At 74.8% G+C, this 19,658-nt stretch carries 10 protein-coding genes; 1 reads left to right on the top strand and 9 read right to left on the bottom strand.

What is annotated here, in order from left to right; genetic code table 11:
• Positions 1 to 65 precede the first annotated feature (65 nt).
• Positions 66 to 1,901 carry a flavin-containing monooxygenase gene (locus FGW31_RS31415; protein WP_142196935.1) on the bottom strand — a complete coding sequence of 612 codons (1,836 nt, stop codon included), beginning with the start codon at positions 1,899 to 1,901 and terminating at the stop codon, positions 66 to 68.
• 169 nt (positions 1,902 to 2,070) lie between these two features.
• On the opposite strand from FGW31_RS31415, the gene FGW31_RS31410 reads away from it, so the two are divergent.
• Positions 2,071 to 3,108, top strand: coding sequence for an SMP-30/gluconolactonase/LRE family protein (locus FGW31_RS31410; RefSeq protein WP_142196934.1), 1,038 nt, complete (start codon positions 2,071 to 2,073; stop codon positions 3,106 to 3,108).
• A gap of 12 nt (positions 3,109 to 3,120) precedes the next feature.
• On the opposite strand, the gene FGW31_RS31405 is transcribed toward FGW31_RS31410, so the two are convergent.
• The 8 genes from FGW31_RS31405 to FGW31_RS31370 all read right to left on the bottom strand — a co-directional run bounded on the left by FGW31_RS31405 (position 3,121) and on the right by FGW31_RS31370 (position 19,574).
• The gene (locus FGW31_RS31405) at positions 3,121 to 3,714 is read right to left on the bottom strand and encodes a TetR/AcrR family transcriptional regulator (RefSeq protein WP_142196933.1); all 594 of its coding nucleotides are present in this window, start codon (positions 3,712 to 3,714) and stop codon (positions 3,121 to 3,123) included.
• A 69-nt stretch (positions 3,715 to 3,783) separates the two neighbouring features.
• Positions 3,784 to 5,106, bottom strand: a complete 1,323-nt coding sequence (locus FGW31_RS31400) for a cytochrome P450 (RefSeq protein ID WP_142196932.1) — start codon at positions 5,104 to 5,106, stop codon at positions 3,784 to 3,786.
• A complete protein-coding gene (locus FGW31_RS31395; RefSeq protein WP_142196931.1) occupies positions 5,090 to 8,401 on the bottom strand; it encodes a non-ribosomal peptide synthetase in 3,312 nt (1,103 codons plus the stop codon). The genes FGW31_RS31400 and FGW31_RS31395 overlap by 17 nt, the downstream gene beginning before the upstream one ends.
• Positions 8,398 to 9,540: a capreomycidine synthase gene (gene vioD, locus FGW31_RS31390; RefSeq protein WP_142196930.1), complete on the bottom strand. Its 1,143-nt coding sequence runs from the start codon at positions 9,538 to 9,540 to the stop codon at positions 8,398 to 8,400. The genes FGW31_RS31395 and vioD overlap by 4 nt, the downstream gene beginning before the upstream one ends.
• Positions 9,537 to 13,643: a non-ribosomal peptide synthetase gene (locus FGW31_RS31385; protein WP_142196929.1), complete on the bottom strand. Its 4,107-nt coding sequence runs from the start codon at positions 13,641 to 13,643 to the stop codon at positions 9,537 to 9,539. The genes vioD and FGW31_RS31385 overlap by 4 nt, the downstream gene beginning before the upstream one ends.
• A 125-nt stretch (positions 13,644 to 13,768) precedes the next feature.
• Complete coding sequence (locus FGW31_RS31380) at positions 13,769 to 17,044, bottom strand: non-ribosomal peptide synthetase (RefSeq protein ID WP_142196928.1); 3,276 nt, start codon at positions 17,042 to 17,044, stop codon at positions 13,769 to 13,771.
• Positions 17,041 to 18,360: an MFS transporter gene (locus FGW31_RS31375; protein WP_142196927.1), complete on the bottom strand. Its 1,320-nt coding sequence runs from the start codon at positions 18,358 to 18,360 to the stop codon at positions 17,041 to 17,043. The genes FGW31_RS31380 and FGW31_RS31375 overlap by 4 nt, the downstream gene beginning before the upstream one ends.
• Positions 18,357 to 19,574 carry a pyridoxal-phosphate-dependent aminotransferase family protein gene (locus FGW31_RS31370; protein WP_142196926.1) on the bottom strand — a complete coding sequence of 406 codons (1,218 nt, stop codon included), beginning with the start codon at positions 19,572 to 19,574 and terminating at the stop codon, positions 18,357 to 18,359. Before FGW31_RS31370 ends, FGW31_RS31375 begins: the two co-directional genes overlap by 4 nt.
• Between the last annotated feature and the right edge of the window lie 84 nt (positions 19,575 to 19,658).

Below are 19,658 nucleotides of genomic sequence, written 5' to 3'. Positions count from 1 at the left end.
GCCCCGGCCGGCATCCGCCCGGCCGGGGCGCGGTCGTCCTCCCGGCGGTCCCGGGGTGCGGCTGCTCAGCGGTCCGGGGACGCGTCGGCGCCGGTGGTCCCCTGCCGGTTCCGGGGGCGCAGGACCTCGCCGACGGACTCCTCGCGCCACCGCCTCAGCAGCTCGTGGAAGGCGTACGCGCCGTCGGGGTAGGCGTGCGGGCCGTTCGGCCGGCCGCTGCCCTCACGGTTGTAGTAGCCGGGAGTGCACTCGGCGTGGAACCACGCGTGGTCGGGGGCGCCCTCCGCGAGCACCGCGAGCCAGGCGTCCTCCGCCTCCCGGGAGGGCTCGACGAGGGCGTCCGCCGCCTCGGCCGCCGCGACCAGCGCCGCGGCGTGCACGGCGTGCTCGTCCAGTACGTGCGTGAAGTTGACGCTCGCGGCGCTCTGCTCGGCGCCCAGCCGGACGAGGTTCGGGAAGCCGTGGCTGGTGAAGCCGTGCAGGCTGCGCGGCCCGTGCCGCCGCCACGCGTCCAGCAGCTGGACGCCGTCCCGCCCGCGCACGGGCAGTCCGCCGGAGTGCAGGCCGGAGACGCCGACGGAGAAGCCGGTGGCGAAGATCAGGCAGTCGAGCGGGTACTCGGTGCCGCCGACCACGACGCCGTGCGCGGTCATCCGCTCGATGCCGTGGGTGTCCGCGGTGTCGACCAGGGTGACGTTGTCCCGGTTGAACGCCTCGTAGTACACGTCGGAGAAGGTGGGACGCTTGCAGGCGTACCGGTACCAGGGCTTGAGCTTCTCCGCCGTGTCCGGGTCGGTGACGATCCGCTCCACCCGGGCGCGGATCTCGTTCATCTTGACGGCGTCGGCGGCCTCGTAGGCCGCTTCGAAGGCCGCGCGGTCGCCGCGGCGGCGGAAACTCGGCAGGAGCTTCTCCAGGAGGACCGCCGAGGAGGTCCACCGGTCGGCCACCAGGTCCTCCTCGCACGGTTCGCCGGAGACGATGCGCAGGAAGTTGTCACGGCGCTCCCGCGCCCAGCCGTCGTGGTCGGCGCCCACGTCCCGGGCCGTGGTGCGGCAGTTGTCGCGTACGTCCACGGTGGAGGGGGTGCGCTGGAAGACGTAGAGGTGTCCGGCGTCCTCGGCCAGTTTCGGGATGACCTGCACGCCGGTGGCGCCGGTGCCGACCACGCCGACCCGCTTGCCCGCGAGGCCGGTCAGACCGCCGTCCGGGGTGCCGCCCGTGTAGGCGTAGTCCCAGCGCGAGGTGTGGAAGGTGTGCCCCTGGAAGTCCTCGATGCCGGGGATGCCGGGGAGCTTCAGCTCGGTCAGGGTGCCGGTGGCCGTGATGACGTACGTGGCCCGGAACGCGTCGCCCCGGTCGGTCGCGACGGTCCAGGTCCCGGACGGCTCGTCCCAGGTCAGCGAGGTGACCGCGGTGGAGAACAACGCGTCGTCGTACAGTGCGAACTTCTCGGCGATGCGCACCGCGTGACGGCGGATCTCCTCACCGGGCGCGTACTTCCACTCGGGCACGTACCCGGTCTCGTCGAGCATCGGCAGGTACACGTGCGACTCGACGTCGCAGTGGATGCCCGGGTAGCGGTTCCAGTACCAGGTGCCGCCGAAGTCGCCGCCCCGCTCGACGATCCGGACCCGCCCCACGCCCGCCTCGCGCAGCCGCGCCCCGGCGAGGATGCCGCCGAAGCCGCCGCCGACGACCGCGACGTCCACCCGGTCCCGCAGCGGCTCGCGCCGGACCCTCTCCCCCGCGTACGGGTCGGCGGCGTAGTAGCCGAACTCGGCGTCGGCGCCGACGTACTGCCGGGCGCCGTCGGGCCGTACGCGGCGCTCCCGTTCGAGGCGGTAGCGCCGCCTCAGGTCGGCGAGTGCCTCGGGGGACAAGGCGCGAGGAGTCGTCATGTGGGGGACCTCTTTCCGGTTCGCTGCCGTGAAGCCGTCCTGTCCGTGAACGGGCTTGCGGATCAGCGGACTTGGTCGGGGATGCACTACCGTAGCAACAACCGGACAATGCTGTCCGGTTGGGCGGAACGGATCCGCCCCACCGCGGAACAGGAAGAGTGACCCCCACATGCGACGACTGACGATCCGGCCCCTCGCCGCGCTCACCGCGCTCGCCGCGCTCGCCGCGCCGGCCCTCACCGGGTGCGGCACGCAGACCGGCGGCGGCCCCGCCGCCGACCCGGCGTCCGACGGCGGCACGGTACGGACCGTCCGCGCGCAGCATCTCCTGCGGCTGACGCAGACCCACGAGGAAACCGGCATGACCCTGCTGGAGGGCCCGACCTTCGGCGAGGACGGCAGGCTGGTCGTCGTCGACGTCACCGCGCCCGCCGGCGAGCCGAAGGTGTGGAGCGTCGACGTCCGCAGGAAGACCTCACGCGCGCTCCACACCGACGACCGCGGCGCCTACACCTCCGCCCAGTTCAGCCCGTACGACGGCCGCCTGTACCTGACCGACTTCGCCCACGGCGACATCGTGAGCCTGGCCCCGGACGGCGGCGACCCGCGGACCTTCTTCTCCGGCGAGGTCGACGGGACACCGATGAACCCCGACGACATCGCCTTCGACCGGGAGGGCAACCTGTACGTCAGCGACTCCCGCGGGCTGACCGAGGGAGTGTCGCAGGGGCGCGTGGTGCGGATCGACCGTGCGGGGAGGAAGGCCACCGTCCTGGCGGACGGGCTGGCCGCGACGAACGGCATCTCCTTCGACACCGGACACCGCGGGCTGTGGATCAGCGAGCTCACCGAGAACCGCGTCTCCTACCTGCGTCTGGACGGCGAGGGCCGGGTCACCTCCCGGCACACCGCCCTGCGCGTCGACGGCGGGATCGCGCAGACCGACTCGATCGCCGTGGACGCCGACGGCAACCTCTACCAGGCGCTGCACGGCCGGCCCGCGATGGCGGTGTACGACCGGCACGGTGAGCGCCTGGCCACCGTCGAGGTCCCCGCCCGGGACGCGAAGGGCCTCGAATCGGCGACCAACGTGGCCGTCACGCCCGGCGGGACCCGGGCGTACATGACGGTCAGCGGACCCGCCGGCGGCCATCTGTACACCTTCGACGCACTGGCGGAGGGCATCCGGCAGTCCAACGGCGGCTGACCGGGCCCGCGTTCAGCCCGGGTGGGGCCGCACCGGTCCCACCTCGACGCCGAGCAGCCGCCACGCGGCCAGCGCCCGGTCCTCCCGCTGCTCGCGGGTGGGGCCGGTGACGGCACCCGAGACCATGCCCACGGCGATCACCAGGTCCTCCCCCGCCCCGGCCAGCCGGTGACCGGGCGGCAGATGCGCCCGCAGGGCCCGCTCGACGCGCCGCGACAGCTCCACGGCGTACGCGGGCGGACCGGTACGGCTGCGCGCCCCCTCGGCGTGCAGCATGCCGATGAACGCCGCCGACTCCGTCAGGTGCCAGGTCAGCACGCCGAGCACGGTGGCCAGGTCCGCGTCCTCGGCGGCCGCCGCCCGCTCGACCTGCCGCACGTTCTCCTCCAGCACGGCGGTCAGCACGGCGGCCCGGTCGGGGAAGTGCCGGTACAGCACGCCCTGGCCGACGCCGGCCCGCCGCGCGATCGCGGACAGCGGGGCGTCCAGCCCCTGCTCCGCGCACACCTCCCGCGCGGAAGCGACCAGCGCGGCCCGGTTCCGCCCGGCCGCCTTCGGCCCGTCGTTCGCCCGGCCTCGCTCGACGGATGGGGTCTGCTGCGTCACCCGGAGAGGGTACCGAGCCTGCTTCTCGCACCGGCCGGCCGGTGGCCGGGTGGGGCGCAGCGCGACGGTTCAGCGGGTGCGGGCCGGGCCCGGCGGCCGGCCGTTCAGGTGCAGCGGCAGGGAGGTGATGCCGTAGAAGGAGCTGAGGTCCGGGAACCAGGTGATGGCGTCCTCGTCGGCGACCTCGTAGTCGGGGCGGCGGGTGAGCATCTCCTCCATCATCGCGGTGAACATGGCCCGGACGATGCCCGCGCCGACGCAGTAGTGCGGGCCGCCGCCGAAGGCGTGGTGCCGTTCGTCGGGACGGTCCAGGTCGATCTCGAAGGCGCGGGGGTACACGGACTCGTCCCGGTTGGCCGCCGCCCAGGACAGGAAGATCCGCTCCCCGGCGGCCAGTTGCCGTCCTCCGAGGCCGAAGTCCTCGCCGACGGTACGGCTGGTGCCCTGCACCGGTGACATCCAGCGCAGGTACTCGTCCGCGGCGCGCGGGATCAGCCGCGGGTCGTCGATCAACCGTCGCTTCAGGTCCGGGTGGTGGGACAGGTGCCACAGCGCGGTCGCGGTGAGCGTGGAGGTCGGGTCGATGCCCAGCAGGAGGAAGTACATCATCGAGACGATGTCCTCGTCCGGTACGGGCTCGCCGTCGACGGTGGTGCGCAGCAACTGCGCGATGAGCCCGCCGGCCGGCGCGTCCGGGTCCTCCTCCAGCAGCTCGCGGACGGCCTCCATCTCCTCGACGATCTCCAGCGTGATCAGCTGGGCGTAGTGGCGGGCGGCCGCCATGTCGTGCGGCGCGGACAGCAGCGCCCGGTGCAGCAGGGCGTCCACGTCGAACCAGCGGTCGTCCGGCAGGCCGATGTCGCGCATGGTGACGATGCCCGGTACGCGCAGGGTGAACGCCGGGACGATGTCGCAGGTGCCGGCGTCGATCGCCGCGTCGAGGCTCTCGCGTGCCAGGTCGCGCAGCTCCCGCTCGCGGGCGCGGACCCGGCCTGCGGAGTAGAAGGCGGCCAGCACCTTGCGGTACTTCAGCGACAGCGGCGCGTCCAGCTCCAGAGGTGCCATACGGCCCGTCTGGCCGAGAGGCGGGATGGTGACGCCCTGGACGGTGCCGTCGGGCAGGGTTCGGCCGGTCAGCAGCCGGCGGGAGCGGGCGGCGGCGGAGACCTCGGCGTGCCCGACGGCCACCCAGAAGCCGTCCCAGTTCCCGCTCCAGGTCACCGGCCCGGCGGCGCGCAGGCGTTCGTAGGCAGGGAACGGGTCCCGGGCGAGCGCCGGGTCGTGGCTGTCGAAGTCCGCGCCGCCGCCCGCCGCCTCCCCCGGCGCGCGGGACGCGGCGTACGGGCAGCCGGTGGCGGGCCGGGCGGTGTCCTGTTCAGCCGTCCTGTCCATGGTCGCCGGGTCCTTCCTGTGCGGTGGGTCCGCCGTCGAGGAGGCGGCCGGCCTCCTCGTCGGTGAGGTCGAGTACGGCGCGGACCGCGGCGCCGGTCGCCCGCAGCCGCTGCGGGTCGGTGGCGAGCCGTACCGTCTCGGCGGCCAGCAGGGCCGGGGTCGGGGCCCGGAACAGGGCGTGGACGCGCAGGTCCACGCCGAGGTGCTCGCGCAGGAACATCACGGCGCGGGTGGCGAGCAGGGAGTGTCCGCCGAGGTCGAAGAAGTCGTCGTGGACACCGGCCCGTCCGAGGCCGAGGACGTCGGCGAACGCCCAGGCGACCACGGCTTCGACGTCGTCGCGCGGCGCCGTGTACAGGCTGTCGCCCGGGCGGTCGCCGGCCGGGGCGGGCAGCGCGGCGCGGTCCAGCTTGCCGTTGCTGTTGAGCGGCAGGGCGTCCAGGAGGACGTAGTCGCCGGGGACCATGTAGGCGGGCAGGGTGCCGGCGAGGGCGGTGCGCAGGTCGGCGGGCCTGACGTCGGCGGCCGGTACGACGTAGGCGACGAGGCGCTTGTCGCCCGGGGTGTCCTCGCGGCACAGGACGGCCGCCTGGCGGACCTGCGGCAGCGCGGTGAGTGCGGCGTCGATCTCCTCCGGTTCGATGCGCACGCCCCGGATCTTGACCTGGTGGTCGGTGCGGCCGAGGTAGTCGAGCCGTCCGTCGGCCCGCCACCGGCACACGTCACCGGTGCGGTACAGGCGGGCGCCCGGCTCGGCGGAGAACGCGTCGGGCACGAAGCGCTCGGCGGTCAGCGCGGCCCTGCCGTGGTAACCGCGGCCGATCTGGCGTCCGGCGACGTGGAGTTCGCCGGGTACGCCGACGGGAACCGGGCGGCCGGTGGTGTCGAGGACGTAGACGCGGGTGTTGAGGACGGGGCCGCCGATCGGGACGGGACCCTCCGCGCCGGGCAGGCAGTCCCAGTGCGTGACGTCGATGGCGGCCTCGCAGGGCCCGTAGAGGTTGGTGAGCTCGGTGCCGGCGAAGGTGGCGAAGAAGCGCCGTTGCAGCTCCGGCAGCAGCGCCTCGCCGCTGCAGACGACCCGGCGCAGCGAGGCGCAGCGTGCGGTGTCGGCGGGGGACTCGACGAAGGCCTGGAGCAGGGACGGCACCACGTGCAGCACGGTGACCCGCTCGGCCTCGATGACGTCGGCGAGTGCGGTCGGGTCGCGGTGGGCGCCGGGCTCGGCCATGACCAGGCGGGCGCCGACGGCGAGCGGCCAGAACAGCTCGCGCAGCGAGTCGTCGAAGCCGACCGGGGTCTTCTGCAGCAGGACGTCGGCGGGGCCGAGCCCGTAGCGGTCCTGCACCCAGGTGAGCTGGTTGACGATGTTGCGGTGCTCGTTCATCGCTCCTTTCGGCCGGCCGGTGGAGCCCGAGGTGTAGACGATGTAGGCCAGGTGGCGTCCGGTGACGTCCGGCCGGGGCGCGGTGACGGGCTGCGCGTCGAAGAGGTGGCGGTCGGTGTCGAGGGCGGGCGCGTCGAGGTGGCCGGGCAGGCGCGGGCGCAGGGCCGACTCGGTCAGGACGGTGGTGATTCCGGCGTCGTCGACGACGTGGGCGAGGCGGTCGGGCGGGTAGCCGGGGTCGAGCGGCACGAACGCGGCGCCGGACCGGACGACCCCGTAGAGGGCCACGACGAGGTCGACGGAGCGTTCCAGGAAGACGCCGACGGTGCTTTCCGGGCCGTGGCCGCGGGAGCGCAGCAGGTGGGCCACCTGGGCGGCGCGGGCGTCGAGTTGTGCGTAGGTGAGGTGGCCGGAGGCGTCGCTGACGGCGACGGCGTCGGGTGTGCGGGCGGCCTGGGCGGCGAACAGGTCGCCGAGCGTGGTGTCGGGGACGGGGCCGTCGGTGCGGTTCCAGTCCCCGACGGTCAGTCGTTCCTCGTCCGAGGAGAGGAAACCGAGGCCGTCGACCGGGGTTTCGGGTGCGTCGGCGGCCGCGCCCAGCAGGAGCGCGTAGTGGCCGGTGAGGCGTTCGACGGTGGCGTGGTCGAAGAGGTCGGTGGCGTACTCGGCGGTCAGTTCGATGCCGGTGCCGTCGTCCACGGCGGTGAGGGACAGGTCGAACTTGGAGCGGCCCGCCTCGATGAAGCCGGCCGAGGTGAGCGTGGCGTCGCCGAACGTCCGTGTCCGATGGGCCGGTTCGTCCACGTGGGTGTCGAAGGTGACCTGGAACAGGGGGTTGTGGCTCAGCGAGCGGCCCGGCCGCAGCTCTTCCACCACCCGGTCGAAGGGCAGGGCCTGGTGGTCGTAGGCGCGCAGGCAGGTGGTGCGCACGGCGCGCAGGTGGTCGCGGAAGGACGGGTTGTCCTCGAGGCGGCCCCGCAGGACGACGGTGTTGACGAAGTAGCCGACGGATCCGGCGAGTTCGCTCAGCGGCCGGCCCGCGACGGTCGTGCCGACGCTGACGTCGCGCTGGCCGGACCAGCGGGCCAGCAGCACCTGGTAGGCGGCCAGCAGCAGCATGTGCAGGGTGACCCGTTCGGAGCGGGCGAGTGTGCGCAGCCGGTCGGTGAGCGCGGCGGGCAGGCGCACCCGGTGCTCGGCACCGGCGTGGGTCTGCTCGGCGGGTCGGGGACGGTCGGTGGGCAGGGTGAGGAGTTCGGGTGCACCGTCCAGTTCCCGGCGCCAGAAGCCGAGGAGGCGGTCCAGGCGCGGCCCGCTCAGCTCCGCCCGCTGGCGGTCGGCGAAGTCCGGGTACTGGCTCGCGGGCGGCGGCCGCCAGTCGGTGCCGGCGCGGGCGTGGCCGTAGGCGTCGGCGAGTTCGCGGACGACGGTCTCCATCGACACCGCGTCGAAGACGATGTGGTGGACGAGCAGCATGAGGGTGTGGCGGTGCTCCGCGGTGCGCAGCAGCCGGGTGCGGATCAGCGGACCGGCCAGGAGGTCGAAGCCGGTGGCGGCTTCGGCGGCGCAGGCGTCGGCCGCGGCCCGTTCGCGCCGCTCGGCGGGGAGCGGGCGCAGGTCGGTGACGGGCAGGCCGATGGTGAGGCGGTCGGTGACGATCTGCACCAGCCGGCCGTCGCCGGAGCGGTCGAAGCGGGTGCGCAGGGCGTCGTGGCGGGCGACGACGGCGTCGACGGCGTGGCGCAGGGCGGCGGTGTCCAGCGGTCCTTCGAGTTCGAGGCGCCAGGCCAGCGTGTAGAGCGGGTCGCCCGGGTTGATCTGGTCGAGGAACCACAGGCCGTGCTGGGTGACGGAGACGTCGTGGGTGCGGGTGCGCGGCGCGGTGGCCGGGGCCGTGGCGCTGGTCATCGGTGCGCTCCTTCGGGTCGGCGGGCCGCGGCCCGCTGTTCCAGCACGGTCTGCAGCCGGTGCAGCCCGGTCGCGAAGTCCTTCTCGTCGCCGCCGAAGCCGAGCCGCACCCGGTCGGGGTGGCCGAAGCCGCTGCCGGGGACGAGCAGGACGTCGTGGTCGCGGCCGAGTTCGCGGCACAGGTCCTCGGTGTCGGTGACGCCGTGGAAGGACGGGAAGGCGGTGACGCCGCCGTCCGGCGGAGTCAGGGAGACCAGGGCCGCGTTCGCGTCGGCCCACGCGGTGAGCGTGTCCAGGTTGCGGCGGGCCTGGGCGCGGCGGATGCCGAGGATGCGGTCGGCGTGCACGACGGCGCGTTCGGCGAGGAACTCGGTCAGCGGCGACAGGCAGATGGTGAGCGCGTCCCGCAACGGCAGGAAGCGGGCGAGCAGGTCGGGCGCGCCCAGGCACCAGCCGACGCGGGTGCCGGGCAGGCCGTACGCCTTGGACATGGTGCCGAGGGAGAGGCAGCGCTCGTAGCGCAGTGACGGCTCGGGCAGCGGCGGGCCGGTGTGGGTGAGTTCGGTGAAGGCGCCGTCCCAGACGAGGTAGGCACCGCTGTCGGCGACGAGGCCGAGGAAGGCGTCGAAGAGGCCGGCGGGCAGCGAGGCGCCGGTCGGGTTGTTCGGGAGGTTGACGACGACCATGCGGGTCCGAGGCGTGATCCGGGCGCGCAGGGCGTCGAGGTCGGGCGTGAAGCCGTCTTCGGGCCGCAGCCGCCACCGCCGGAGGCGGCAGCCGATGGACTCGGCGATCGACCACAGCGAGTGGTAGCCCGGGTCGATGACGACGACCTCGTCGCCGGGTTCCAGCAGGGCGTTCATGGCCAGGAAGATCGCCTCGGTGGAGCCGTGGGTGGCCATCACGCGGGCCGGGTCGCCGTCGGCGAAGCGCTGCGCGAGTGCGCGGCGCAGCGCCTCGCTGCCGTAGGAGGGGCTGTCGTCGAGGGCGATGGCGTCCAGGTCGTCGTGGCCGATGGCGAGCAGGGCGCGCAGTTCGGCGAGGGTCCAGCACTGCACTCCGCTGCTGCCGAGGTCGATGGTGGTGTCGAAGTAGAAGTCGCGCATCCAGTCTTCGAGCGGCGCTCGGCGCAGCTTCATGTCGGGCTCCCGTCGAGGAAGGGCCGCAGTTCGGCCGCGATTCGGGTGAGGTTCGGTTCGCGCAGGAGGCTGTAGTGGTCGCCGGGCACCGGGCGCACGTCCACCGGTCCGGTGGTCCAGTGCCGCCAGCCGCGGTCGGCGTCGCCGTCGGTGCCGGCGGCGGACAGGACGAGGAGCCGTCCGTGGTGCGGGCCGTCGGGCCGGTAGCGTTCCAGGGCGGCGCGGTTGGCGCCGTACAGGTCGAGCAGGCGGGCCAGATGGGCTGGGCCGTCCTCGGCGTCCAGCAGTCCGGCGGTGCGGGCGCCGTCCAGCAGGCGGGTGCGGCACTCCTGTGCGGTCGTGGCCGCCGGTACGGCGAGGCGGGTGCCGGTGGACCGCTCCCAGTCCGCGGCGAAGTCCGCGATCAGCTCCGCCTCGTTCCGCGCGGCACCGGCCGGCCCGTACCGTCCCGGCGCGTGACTGTCGATCAGGACGACCGGCGGGGTGCGGCCGTCGCGCAGGGCCGCCTGGCGGGCCATCTCGAAGGCGACGACTCCGCCGAGCGACCAGCCGCCGAGGAGCAGCGGACCGTCGTGCCCCGCCTCGGCGATGGCGTCGAGGTAGTCGGCGGCCATGTCCTCGATCCGTGCGGCGGGCCGTTCGCCCTCCCGCATGCCGCGGGCGACCAGCGCGTGCACGGGCCGGCCGGGCGGGAGAGCGGCCGCCAGGGAGGCGTAGCACAGGACGTGGCCGCCGACCGGGTGGACCAGGAACAGCGGGGGGAGTTCGCCGGTGGCGCGCAGCGGGACCAGCGGTGACGGTGCCGGTGCCGGCGGGCGCTCGTCCAGCCAGGCGGCCAGCGCGCGCAGCGTCGGCGCGGAGAACACGGTCGCCGTGGGCACGGTGACGTCCCAGGTGCTCTCCATGCGGCCGATGAGCCGCAGCGCGGCGAAGGAATGCCCTCCGAGGTCGAAGAAGTCGTCGTCGGCGCCGATCCGCTCCACGGGCACGCCCAGCACCTCCGACCACATCTCGGCCAGCAGCCGTTCGCTGTCCCCGCGCGGCGGCTCGTAGGCGGCCGCCGCGCGCTGGGCGGCCGTGGGGGCGGGCAGCGCGGCGCGGTCGAGCTTGCCGTTGCCGGTGAGCGGCAGCGCGGGCACGACGACGTACGCTCCGGGCACCATGTACGACGGCAGGAGCGCGCCGAGGTGGGCGCGCAGGGAGACGGCGTCGGGCGGTCCTTCGGCGGTCGGGACGACGTAGCCGACGAGGCAGGGGTCGCCGGCCGGGTCGGTGCGGGCCAGCACCGCGGCCCGGGCGACCCGCGGGTGCTCGGCGAGCGCCGCCTCGATCTCGCCCGGCTCGATGCGGAATCCGCGGATCTTGACCTGCTGGTCGCCGCGTCCGAGGTACTCCAGTTCGCCGTCCGCGCGCCAGCGGCACAGGTCGCCGGAGCGGTACAGCCGGGCGCCCGGCGGGCCGAACGGGTCGGGCACGAAGCGCTCGGCGGTCAGCGCGGGGCGGTGCAGGTAGCCGCGGGCCACTCCGGGGCCGCCGACGTGGAGTTCACCGGCCGCTCCGCGGGGCACCGGACGGCCGTGCGCGTCCAGCAGGTGCAGTCGCAGATCGGCCAGCGCGTGCCCGACCGGACTGCGCACCGGGCCGTCCACGTCGGCCCGCCGGATGCGGCGGTGGGTGACGTGCACGGTGGTCTCGGTGATGCCGTACATGTTCACCATGTCCGGGCACCGGTCGCCGAAGCGGTCGAACCACGGTGCCAGGTCGTCCACCGCCAGCGCCTCACCGCCGAGGACGACGGTCCGCAGCGCGAGGTGCGGCGGCTCGGGGCGGGCCATGACCTCGGCGGTCAGCTCCCGGAAGGCGGACGGGGTCTGGTTGAGGACCGTGACCCGGTGGGTGAGGAGGAAGCCGAGGAACTCGCGCGGTGAGCGGGTGACCCGGGCCGGCACCACGGCGAGCGTGCCGCCGTGCGCGAGCGGTCCCCAGATCTCCCACACCGAGAAGTCGAAGGCGCAGGAGTGGAACAGGCTCCACGTGTCGTCGGCGCCGAAGCCGAAGTCCTCGGCGGCGGCGGTGAGCAGGCGGACCACCTGGCGGTGCGCCACTGCGACGCCTTTGGGCCGGCCGGTGGAACCGGAGGTGTAGATGACGTAGGCCAGGTGGTCGGGGTGCTGGGCGGCGCCGCGTTCGGCGTCGGTGAGGGCGTGGTCGCCGGGCGGGGGTGCGCCGGTCGTGGTGGCGGGTGCGGCCCGGTCCGTGACGGTGTGGTCGTCCGGCGCGGGCGCGGCCGGGTCGGTGAGGAGGACGGTCGTGGTGCCGTCCGGGAACAGGCGGGCCGCGGTCTCCGCCGTGGTCAGCACGCAGGAGGGAGCGGCGTCGGTCATGATGTGCCGGACGCGCTCGGCCGGGGCGGTGGAGTCGACGGGCAGGTAGGCGGCTCCGGCCTTGAGGACGCCGAGGATCGCGACGATCAGCTCCGTGGAGCGTGGCAGGGCCAGCGCCACCAGCCGGTCCGGGCCAGCGCCCGACCGCAGCAGTCGGCGGGCGAGGCGGTTGGCCCGCCGGTCGAGTTCGGCGTACGACAGCCGGTCGGTGCCGGCGACGACCGCGGTGGCGTCGGGTGTCCGCGCGGCCTGCCGCTCGAACAGGCCGGTCAGTGTGGCGGGTCCGGCCGGGCCGGCCGGCGCACCGGTCCGGGCGCGGGGGTGCGGGGCGACGGAGTCGGCGCGGTGGTCCTCGGCGACGAGCCGGAGGTCGCTGAGCGCGGTGTCCGGCTCGGTGACGGCGTGTTCCAGGAGCAGCAGGAACGACTCGGCCAGCGAGGCGGCCGTACCGGCGTCGAACAGGTCGGTGGCGTACTCCAGCACACCGGTGAAGCCGCCGTCGCCGGTGTCCTCCAGGGCCAGGGTGAGGTCGAACTTGGCGGTGCGGGCGGCCGGTTCGCCGACCGTGCAGCGCAGGCCGGGCAGATGGAGCCGGGCCGGTTCGGCGTTCTGGAGCACGAACGCCGCCTGGAACAGCGGGTGGTGGCCGAGGTCGCGGTCCGGCCGCAGCTCCTCCACCAGGCGCTCGAACGGCACGTCCTGGTGGGCGAGGTCGGCGAGTACGGTGCGCCGGGTCCGGTCGAGCAGGCCGCGGAAGGTCATGTCCGCGGCCGGCCGGGCACGCAGCACGACGGTGTTGGCGAAGTAGCCGATCAGCGGCTCCAGTTCCGGCCGGTCACGGCCGGCGACCGGTGAGCCGACGCAGACGTCCGACTGGCCGGACCAGCGGGCGAGCGTGACCTGCCAGGCGGCCAGCAGCAGCATGAACGGGGTGCAGCGGCCGGCGCGCGCCAGGTCCCGCAGCTTCGAGGCAGCCGTTTCGGACACGGTGAGCGGCACTTCGGCGCCGCGGTGCGTGGCGACGGCGGGCCGGGGCCGGTCGGTCGGCAGGGTGAGGAGGGCCGGTGCGTCGGCAAGTCGTTCGCGCCAGTGGGCGAGGTGGCCGTCGAGGGAGGCGGACTCCAGGCGTTCGCGCTGCCACACCGCGTAGTCCGCGTACTGGATCGCCAGGTCGGGCAGTGGCGAGGCGAGGCCCAGGACGTGCGCCTGGTAGAGGGTGCCGAGTTCGCGGCAGAACACGCCGAGGGACCAGCCGTCGCACACGGTGTGGTGGAAGGTGACGACGAGCAGGTGCTCGGCGGGGCCGGTGCGCAGCAGCAGTGCGCGCAGCAGCGGGCCGGTGGTCAGGTCGAAGGGGCGGGCGGCCTCGTCGGCCGCGGCCCGTTCCGCCTCGTCGGCGGTGACGTCGCGCACCTCCAGCCGTACCGCCGGAGCCGGCCGGACGATCTGCAGCGGGCCGTCCTCGCCCTCGGCGAAGGTGGTGCGCAGCACTTCGTGGCGTCGGGCGAGGGCGGTCAGGCAGTCCGCGAGCAGCGCGGCGTCCAGCGGCCCGGACAGGCCGATCACGAGCGGCACGTTGTAGACGGCGCCGCCCGGGGCGAGCCGGTCCATGAACCACAGTCGGGACTGGGTGAAGGAGGCCGGGAAGACGAGGACGTCCTCCGTCTCGGCGGGCGGTGCGTCCATGGCCCCTTGGGCGTCGTCCTGGGCGGCTGGCATGGGCTGTCCTACCTTTCCGGGTGGGGTCGCGATCCGGCCGTCGCCGCGTCGGGGCCCAGGGGTCGGGGTGGGTCCGGGCCGGCCGGGCCCGGTGGGCGGCGCGGGCGGCGGACCGGTGTCGGGGGTTACCGGCGGTCTTCGTGACCGGCCGGTCGCTGCCGGCCCCGGGCGCGGTAGCGGGTGCGGTCGAGGCTGCGGATGGCCAGTTCCCCGGTCGTACGGCCGCGGGCGTCGATGTCGGCGGCCAGTTCCGCGACGGTCGGCGCGGTGAACACGGCGGCCAGCGGCAGTTCGGTGCCGGTGCGGGCCCGGATGCGGGCGGCGGCGGTGGCCGCGTGCAGCGAGTGCCCGCCCAGGTCGAAGAAGTCGTCGTGCCGTCCGGCCCGTTCGATCCCGAGGACCTGCGCCCAGACCTCCGCGACCACGGATTCGGTGCCGGGCCGCGGCGGTTCGTGGGCGGCAGCCGTACGGGAACCGCCGGGGTGCGGTGCGGGCAGCGCGGCGCGGTCGAGTTTGCCGTTGGCGGTCAGCGGCAGCGAGTCGAGCGCGACGAACGCCGACGGCACCATGTACGCCGGCAGCGTCCCGCCGAGGTGCGCGCGCAGTTCGGCGGCGGACGGAAGCGGGCCGGGCGCGGCCGGTACGGCGTAGGCGACCAGCCGCCGGTCTCCCGGTGCGTCCTCGCGGACCACGACCACCGCGCCGTCCACCCGCTCGTGCGCGCACAGCGCCGTCTCGATCTCACCGGGCTCGATGCGGAATCCGCGCACCTTGACCTGGTCGTCGGCGCGGCCGACGTAGACCAGGCCGCCGTCCGGTCGCCAGCGCACCAGGTCGCCGGTGCGGTACATGCGCGCGCCGGGCACGCCGTACGGGTCGGGCAGGAACCGGTCGGCGGTCAGGGCCGGCCGGCGCAGGTAGCCGCGGGCCACGCCGGCGCCGCCGAGGTACAGCTCGCCGACGCAGTTGGCCGGGACCGGCCGCAGCGCGGCGTCGAGGACCTGAGCGCTGGTGCCGGGCAGGGCGGTGCCGATCGGGGGCGTGCCGTCGCGGGCGTCCGTGCCCGCCCACCAGGCGGTGGCGTAGACGGTGGCCTCGGTGGGGCCGTAGGCGTTGATCACCTCCGCGTCGGGGACGGTCTCGCGCAGCCGTCGCAGCAGCGCCCGCGGCAGCGCCTCGCCGGCGAGGACGACCGTGCGGGTGCCGTCCGGGATCCGGCCGTGGTCGAGTACGCCGGCCAGCGCGGACGGGACGGTGCTGACGAGGGTCGCGGTGCCCGCGGGTGCGGGCCGTTCGGTCAGCGCGAGCGCGTCGCGCACGATCTCGACCCGGCCGCCGCAGGCCAGCGGCCCGAACAGTTCGAACATGGAGACGTCGAAGGTGAAGGAGGTGCTGCACACCGTACGGGCCAGGCGCTCGGCGCCGAGCGTGTCGACGGCCCAGCGGACCAGTGCCACGGCGTCGGCGTGCTCGACGACCACGCCCTTGGGCCGGCCGGTGGAGCCGGAGGTGTGGATGACGTAGGCCGGATGCCGCGGGCCCGCCGTCCGTCCGGTCCCCGTCGCGGCACCGGCGTGGTCGGTGTCCTCGGGGCCGTCGGGCGTGAGGTCGCGCAGGACCAGGGCGGGACGGGCGTCGGCGAGGACCGCCGCCGTGCGCGCGGGCGGATGGGTCGGGTCCACCGGCAGGTAGGCGGCGCCGGCCTTGAGGACGCCGAGCAGGGCGACGACGGTGTCGGCCGACCGCTCCACGGCCACGGCGACGATGTGTTCCGGCCCGATGCCGCGGGCCCTGAGGCGGCGGGCCAGTGCCTCGGCGCGGGCGTCCAGTTCGGCGTAGGTCAGCTCGGTTCCGGCGCAGGCCACGGCGGGGGCGCCGGGCGTGCGCCGCGCCTGTTCCTCGATCAGCGCGTGCAGCGTGGTGGCGGGCGCCGGTGCGGGGTCGGGGCCGCGGCCCCGGGCCAGCAGTCGGTCCGCCTCGCCGGGCAGCAGCAGTTCCAGCGCGCCGACCCGGGTGGACGGGTCGGCCGCCACCTGGGCCAGCACCCGCACGAAGCGGTCGGCCAGGCCGGCCGCGGTCGCCGCGTCGAAGAGGTCGGTGCGGAAGCCGAGCGATCCCTCGACGGTGTCCGGGCCCTCGACGAGCTCCAGCGTGAGGTCGAACTTGGCGTCCGTCCCGGTGACCGGACGGTCCTCGACGGTCAGTCCGTGCGGCAGCCGCACGGGTGCGGTGGCGTCGTCGCTCCGGAAGGACAGCATCGTCTGGAACACCGGGTGGTGGCTCAGGCTCCGGTCCGGTGCGAGGTCGTCGACGAGACGCTCGAAGGGCACGTCCTGGTGGGCGAAGGCCTCCAGCGTCGTCTCCCGGACCGCGTCCATCACCTGATGGAACGTCAGGTCGTCCGTGATCCGTCCGCGCAGTACGACCGTGTTGACGAAGTAGCCGATGAGCCGGTCGAGTTCGCTGCGGGTCCGGCCGGAGACGGGTGTGCCCACGCAGATGTCGGACTGCCCGGACCAGCGGGCGAGCAGGACCTGCCAGGCGGCGGTCAGCAGCATGAACGGCGTGCAGTGCGCGGCGCGCGCCAGCTCGCGCAGGCGGGCCGTGAGTCGCGGGCCGACCGTGAACCGGTGGGTGCCGCCGGTGTGCGAGGCCACCGCCGGACGCGGCCGGTCCGTCGGCAGTTCCAGCAGGGCCGGCGCGCCGGCGAGGCGCTGCCGCCAGTACTCCCGGCCGGCGTCGGTGTCCTTCGCCGGACGCGCGCGCTCCCACAGCGCGTAGTCGGCGTACTGGACGGGCAGGTCGGGCAGCGGTGAGGGACGGCCGGTGGCGAAGGCCGTGTAGAGCGCGGTGAGTTCCTCGCGCAGCACACCGGTCGAGGTGCCGTCGCCGACCGTGTGGTGGCAACTGATCACCAGGACGTGCTCCTCGGCGCCGAGGCGCAGCAGCAGGGCGCGCAGGAGCGGGCCGGCGGCGAGGTCGAAGGGCTCGGCGAGGTGCGCGGCGACCACCGCGTCCGTCTCGTCGGCGGTGACGGTGCGCACGGGCAGCGGGAGCCGTGCGGCCGGGTCGACGATCTGCACGGGGACGGGTTCGGCGGCGGCGAACCGGGTGCGCAGCACCTCGTGCCGCCGCACGATCTCCGTCAGCGCCGCGCGCAGCACTCCGGCGTCGAGCGGCCCGGTGAACCGCAGGGCCCAGCCCATGGTGTACGCGGTCCGGTCCGCACCGGTGAGGATCTGGTCGAGCAGCCACAGCCCCTGCTGGGCGGTGGAGACCGGCACCGGGCCGGAGTCCGTGCGCGGACGCGGCGCGTCGTCGGTCGCCGGTGCCGGGTCGTCGGCGGACGGTGTGCCGCGCAGCCGTTCGAGCAGGCGCAGTTTCTGCGGGGACAGGGTCATCGCGCGTACTCCCTCGACGGTTCCGGGCGGGCCGGGCGGGTGTCGGGCCGACGGGTCGACAGCAGGGCGGGTGCCGCGGCGAGCGTCAGGACGGCGGTGGCGCCGCCGAGCAGCAGCATCTGGTCCACGGGCAGGACGGACAGCAGTCCGCCGGCCAGTGCGAAGCCGATGCTCTGCGCGGACACCAGGGTGCTGAAGGCCTCGGTCATCCGGTTCTCCGGCACGAGGTGTCCCGGTGCCTCGTTCATCACGGTGTTCAGCGGTGCCGTGCACAGGCCGAGCGCGACGAAGGCGACGACGAGGGCCGCGTAACCGTCGACGAGCGCGATGGCCAGACTGCTGGCGATCATCATCAGCAGCAGGACGACGGCCTGCCGGACGAATCCCATCCGGATGCGGTGGGCGTACCAGGCGTAGGCGAGGCCGGTGACGGCGCTGGCGGCGCCGAGCACGCCGGTGAGGACCGCCGCCCGGGTGGTGCCGCCGCCGTCCTCGGCGACGCGCGGCAGGACACCGATGTCGGCGGTGCCGAGCAGATGGCCGAAGGCCAGCGTGACCAGCACCCAGAACAGGAACGGGCGGTTGCGCCACAGGCTGCCGGCGGCCGGCGCCACGGCCGGTTCTGCGGCCACGGGCGCGGCGGAGCCGGACGGGACGGCGGGCGGCACCGGCACCGCGGCCGCGGGTGCGGCGTGGTCTTCGGGCGTGGCGGTCGCCGAGGCCCGGGAGCGGGGGTGCAGCAGCGCCGCGCCGATGAGCGTGGCCACGCCCATGGCGATCAGGGCGTAGAGGGGATCGGCGACGGCGCTGAGCGCCACCAGGAACGGCGCGCTGATGACGACCAGCTCCACGGCGATGGAGTCCAGCGACAGCGCCGGGCCGATCAGGTGCGGAGGCACGGTCTTGTTGAGCAGGGTCCGGGTCGCTCCGCTGACGCCGGAGGTGATGACCGTGCCGACCAGCACGCAGAGGAGCAGGATCCAGTCGGGCGCGTCCTGGAGGAAGGCGACGGCCAGCAGCAGCCGGGCCACGGCGCCGAGCACCAGGACGCGAGGCGTCCACACCTCCGTGCCGAGGCGGTCCAGGAGGCGGCCGCAGACGGGTCCGGCCACGACGCCGGGCAGCAGCGCGGCACCCACCAGGAGCCCGCCGAGCGCCGGGCCGCCGCGGTACTCCATGCTCACCAGCACGAACGCCATCGGGGCCATGATGGGCGGCAGCCGCAGCATCATCGTGGCCAGCACCCAGCGCCAGTACGGTGCGCTGCGCACGAGGACCAGCACGGGCCGGTCCGCCGCCTTGACGGTCCCCGTCATGACGCCTCCGACACGCTCAGGGCGCGGACGGCGGGGCCGGTCGGCACCGGCGCGTCCACGTTGGCGGGTGCCGGGCCGTCGGCGGCGCGTGCGCGCAGGGCGGCCGTGACGGCGCTGCCCGGCGGGACGCGGTGGCCGAAGTCGGCCAGGCCGAGTTCCAGCGCCGACAGCGCGGTCAGCACGTCGAACTCGTCGACGTAGCCGCAGTGCCCGATGCGCAGGACGCGTCCGGCGAGCGGGCCCTGCGCGCCGGTGAGCTGGATGCCGTAGCGCTCCAGGAGGTGGTCGACGAGCGCGCCGCCGTCGACGCCGTCGGGCAGCCGGGCGGCGGTCGCGGAGGCGTGGCGGTCCTCGTCCGGGGAGAACAGGTCGAGTCCGAGGCCCCTCACGCCCGCACGGGCCAGCCGTCCCAGGCGTGCGTGGCGGGCGAACACCTGCGGCATGCCCTCCTCGTGGATCAGCCGCAGCGCCACGTCGAGTTGGTTGATGAGGCTGACGGCCGGCGTCCACGGGGTGCGCGGGATGTCGGCGCGCAGCGCGTCGCGTGCCTCGTCCCAGTCGAAGTAGTAGCGCGGCAGCCGGGCCGTCCGGTGCAACTGCCAGGCGCGCGGGCCGACACTGGTGAAGGCGAGTCCCGGCGGTGTCATCAGCGCCTTCTGGCAGCCGCCCACCACCACGTCCAGGCCCCAGTCGTCGGTGCGCAGTTCGCATGCGCCGACGCCGGAGGCGGAGTCGACCACGGTGACGAGCGGTGCGACGGCGGCGGCGAAGCCGCGCATGTCGTTGACGACGGCGGTGGAGGTCTCGCAGTGCACCGCGATCGCGGCCACCAGGCCCGGCGTGCGCGCGGCCTCGGCGATCCGCTCCAGGTCCAGCGGCCGGCCCCACTCGTGCGCCACCTCGGTCACCCGGAGGCCGAACCGCTCGGCCATGTCCACCCACCGGGCGCCGAACGCGCCGTTGACGGCGACCAGGACTCGGTCTCCGGGCGAGAAGAGGTTCTGCATCGCCCCTTCGAACGCGCCGGTCATGCTGGAGGCCGACAGCAGGACGTCGTTGCGGGTGAACAGGGCCCGCCGGAGGTTGTCGACGACGCGGGTGAAGACCCGGGCGTAGTCGGCGGTGCGCTCGTCCTCGACGGGCAGCACGGCGGCCGCGGTGACCTCCGGTGGTGTCGGTGTCGGGCCCGGGACCATCAGCCGGTATTTCCTCATGGCTCGTCAGCTCGCAATCGGTGTCGGTGGCTGGTGCGTGGGCTGGATGTTCCCGGCCGGCGGCCGGGCCGCGGTGCGGGAGCC

The sequence above is a fragment of the Streptomyces calvus genome, assembly GCF_006782915.1.
In the GTDB taxonomy this organism is placed as follows: Bacteria; Actinomycetota; Actinomycetes; order Streptomycetales; family Streptomycetaceae; genus Streptomyces; species Streptomyces calvus.
The sequence above is the reverse complement of the archived record's forward strand: the minus strand, read 5'-3'. Positions and strand labels throughout refer to the sequence as shown.

Coding starts and splice junctions, on each gene's coding strand:
- FGW31_RS31415 (WP_142196935.1), bottom strand. CDS start 1,901: ATGACGACTCCTCGCGCCTTGTCCCCCGAGGCACTCGCCGACCTGAGG.
- FGW31_RS31410 (WP_142196934.1), top strand. CDS start 2,071: ATGCGACGACTGACGATCCGGCCCCTCGCCGCGCTCACCGCGCTCGCC.
- FGW31_RS31400 (WP_142196932.1), bottom strand. CDS start 5,106: ATGGACAGGACGGCTGAACAGGACACCGCCCGGCCCGCCACCGGCTGC.
- FGW31_RS31395 (WP_142196931.1), bottom strand. CDS start 8,401: ATGACCAGCGCCACGGCCCCGGCCACCGCGCCGCGCACCCGCACCCAC.
- vioD (WP_142196930.1), bottom strand. CDS start 9,540: ATGAAGCTGCGCCGAGCGCCGCTCGAAGACTGGATGCGCGACTTCTAC.
- FGW31_RS31385 (WP_142196929.1), bottom strand. CDS start 13,643: ATGCCAGCCGCCCAGGACGACGCCCAAGGGGCCATGGACGCACCGCCC.
- FGW31_RS31380 (WP_142196928.1), bottom strand. CDS start 17,044: ATGACCCTGTCCCCGCAGAAACTGCGCCTGCTCGAACGGCTGCGCGGC.
- FGW31_RS31375 (WP_142196927.1), bottom strand. CDS start 18,360: ATGACGGGGACCGTCAAGGCGGCGGACCGGCCCGTGCTGGTCCTCGTG.
- FGW31_RS31370 (WP_142196926.1), bottom strand. CDS start 19,574: ATGAGGAAATACCGGCTGATGGTCCCGGGCCCGACACCGACACCACCG.